The following is a 3008-nucleotide window of genomic DNA, read 5'->3' on the forward strand; positions in this document are numbered from 1 at the left end:
TCAACGGAGATCCAGTTTTTCGACGGCTGATTGTGGAAGATCACCGTTCTACTGGATCTCCGTTCCCACGTCCTGAGAACTCGCGCGCTTGACAGCACCACGACGACCTTAACTACCTGGCCTTGGGCGAGCCCCCGTCCGCGTTGTGCCCGGGGGCGGCCAGCCAGCGGTCCCTGCCCCCTGCCAAATGGACAGAGGCGATAAACGGGTATGAAACTTTGTGCTGAGAGCGGGGAATGAGACATCCCTTCGTGGGGAGCAAGCAAGCCGGATCCGGAGGTCTCTGACCCTCAGGTGCGCGAACGCGGGCGTCCGCGTTCATACCCGCCGCTTCCAAGACCCGGATCCTGGAGGAGTACGACCGCCTCGACAAGGCTGACAACGGCGCGCTGCTGCGCCAGGAGGGCCCATACTCGTCCCTGATCTCGGCTGACGCACCGCGCGGGATCGCGGCGTCGAGCAGACTCTGGCGCGCCCGCCCGGTCGGCCGACCCGCTCGACAAGCAAATCGAGAAGCTGCAGGCGGAGCTTGCGCGGCTGCGAACCGAACTCGGCCAGGCCCACCTGGTCATCGAGGTGCAGCGACAGCTCTTCGCGCTGCTGGATCACCTCGCCACCAGCAGCCAGACGCCACCGGGTCGGGGCGAGCAGTGACCGGGATGCTGCAGGCCGCCCAGGCGGAGGCGATCGAGGAACTGGCTGCCATTGCTCGGCCGCCGCCGCGCGAGTGCCGTGGCAGGGGTGGCGCAGGCCACCTGGTACCGCCACCACCGCCAGAGCCCGGCGTCGCTGCGGCCGGCCCGGCGGCGCAAGCCGCACCCCGCTGCGTTGCCGCAGGCGGCGCGTGACCAGGTCCGCGCGGTGCTGAACGAACACTTCGTCGACGCCTCCCCGGCCACGGCCTACTTCGCGCTGCTCGACGAGGCATATATATCTGACGTCGGATGCGCGAACATGGCGAGGTAGGCCGGGACCGGCGCAGGCAGGCCACCCATCCACCCCGGGTCGTGCCCGAACTGGTCGCCGACGCTCCCCAACGTGGTGTGGGCCAAGGGGCATGCGCCATGACCCCGCGATGTCGAGATTGGCTCCGCAGCTTCGACGTCCCCTATGAGAACACCCCGCAAGGGGGTGCCCACCACTACCCAAGGGCCGGGTGCTCCGGCCAGGCCTCGAGTCGACCGCCGTGAACAAGATCTAGTTCTCACCGGAAGGAAGATGACCTTATGAGCTTGAGGCACTATCAGGCGAGCGCCGTGATCCCAGTCTCGGACATGGCGTGCGCTATCGAGTTCTATGAAGGGAAGCTTGGACTTTCTGATGGCGTAGTCCTGCCCGATGGTGGCCGGGCCTATCCCTGCGGGGCCGGAACCTGGCTGTACGTCTATGAGTCGCGCGCCCACGCCGGCAAGGCCACCGCCACGGTGGCCCACTTCGCGGTGGATGACCTAGAGCGGGTGGTCGATGAACTCAACTCCAACGGCGTGGAATTCGAGCGGTACGGCGATTCTGCGAACGAGACCGGGGACAAGGGGATACACGATGCCGGCGATGGCAAGAAGGTCGCCTGGTTCAAGGATCCTGATGGGAACACCTTCGCGGTCAACCAATAGTGCACGACCTTCTGGACGCCAGGTCCCTTCACCGACATCAGGCCTGCTGAGACAGGGCAAGAAGCTGAGCCCTGAGCCCGTGGGCCGGAGTTGATCCACTTCACCATCCGGCACCGAGGGCGACACTGGCGTTGACAAGCTCATCGCGATCTGTGCGAAGAGGGCCCGCTGCCTCTTGTCTAGTTGAACCGAAGGGCGCGCAGCGCGCTTTCGCCGGCCGCGACCTGTCCGGGAATCAGTCGCCGGGTGCGGGGTGCTCGCAGCAGGCGGATCGGCCAGCCGGTGGCGGTGGGCCAGGCGGGCGAGCCGGTAGCAGGTCAGGACGCGGTGCACGGTTGAGGGGTGCAGGCCGAGCAGGTAGGCGATGCGGACAGGTCCCCACCGGCGCAGCAGGCGGATCTTGATGATGTGCCGCTGCGTGCGGGTGGGTGTGCGGCGCGGGCTGCGGTGCGGCCGGCTGGAGCGCTCGCGCATGCCGGCCTCGCCGAGCTGGCGGTAGCGCTGTGCCCAGCGCCGGGCGGTGGTGACGGCGACCTGGAAGCGTTCGGCGGCGCGGCGCAGCGGCCAGCCGTCCTCGACGACACAGCGGGCCAGGCGCAGACGCCCGAGTTCGGTCAGCGGCGCGTTACGGTGGGGCGTGAGAGCCTTTCTGGCGGGCGTGGGGATGTCGCACTCCACACCAAACCGAAGGCCTTCACCCATTCACGAGATCATCCAGTCCGTGTCCTCCCCGTACCTAACCTCTGTGCTCACTCCACCTAGGGCCTTCGAACGCGAGCTGGCCGAGGGCGGAGTGAGGCTGTTGCGCCCGGCCCGCGCCGGCGAGGACGAACGCGCCGGAGCACAGCTGTTCAAGCCGTTGCGCCAGACCATCGAATCGATCAACCAGACCTTCAAGGGCCACCTTGACCTCGAACGACACGGAGGCCGCACCACGGCCGGCGTCACTGTCCGGATCTTCATCAAAATCCTGGCCCTGACCGCGGTCATCTGGCACAACGACAAGACCGACCAGCCGATCAACCGGTCGCTGACCGTCTACGACCACTAACTCCGGCCGTCCCCCTTGGACTCATCCATCTAGACAGCACGAGCGCCGTCGCGTACGCCACCCCATATCCGGCAGGCAGCAAGTGGGCAGGCCAGGTCAGAGCGGCGCCGAGGCTTGCCACCGATACTGTGGCCAGCACAAAGGTAGCCACCGTTGTTTCTCGCGCGGCCACGGCTACCACTGCGACACCGCCCAGGACGTCGGGAGCGCACCGCGGTGCGGCTGGATCGGTTCGAGCTCCAGCGTCAGATCGCCGAGCTGGACTGGGTGTAGCTCGAACATAGTGACCGGCTGAGCTGGGTGTTCGTGGCTGGGCTGTTTGATTGCGGGACCGGCTTCTACCG

At 66.9% G+C, this 3008-nt stretch carries 2 protein-coding genes and 2 pseudogenes; 3 read left to right on the forward strand and 1 reads right to left on the reverse strand.

The window, feature by feature from the left end; all coding sequences use genetic code 11:
- Positions 1–732 precede the first annotated feature (732 nt).
- The gene (locus ACTWPW_RS63625) at positions 733–966 is read left to right on the forward strand and encodes a hypothetical protein (protein ID WP_443174949.1); all 234 of its coding nucleotides are present in this window, start codon (positions 733–735) and stop codon (positions 964–966) included.
- A 308-nt stretch (positions 967–1274) separates the two neighbouring features.
- Positions 1275–1613 (forward strand): VOC family protein, encoded by a 339-nt coding sequence (locus ACTWPW_RS63630; RefSeq protein WP_443174950.1) that lies wholly within the window; start codon positions 1275–1277, stop codon positions 1611–1613.
- 294 nt (positions 1614–1907) lie between these two features.
- Here ACTWPW_RS63630 and ACTWPW_RS63635 read toward each other — a convergent pair.
- A pseudogene (locus ACTWPW_RS63635) lies at positions 1908–2279 on the reverse strand (leucine zipper domain-containing protein); the annotation flags it as partial.
- 94 nt (positions 2280–2373) lie between these two features.
- Here ACTWPW_RS63635 and ACTWPW_RS63640 point away from each other — a divergent pair.
- Positions 2374–2664, forward strand: a pseudogene (locus ACTWPW_RS63640) (IS982 family transposase); the annotation flags it as partial.
- Positions 2665–3008 lie beyond the last annotated feature (344 nt).

This window comes from Nonomuraea sp. KM90 (genome assembly GCF_052246675.1).
Lineage (GTDB): Bacteria > Actinomycetota > Actinomycetes > Streptosporangiales > Streptosporangiaceae > Nonomuraea.

Coding starts and splice junctions, on each gene's coding strand:
- ACTWPW_RS63630 (WP_443174950.1), top strand. CDS start 1,275: ATGGCGTGCGCTATCGAGTTCTATGAAGGGAAGCTTGGACTTTCTGAT.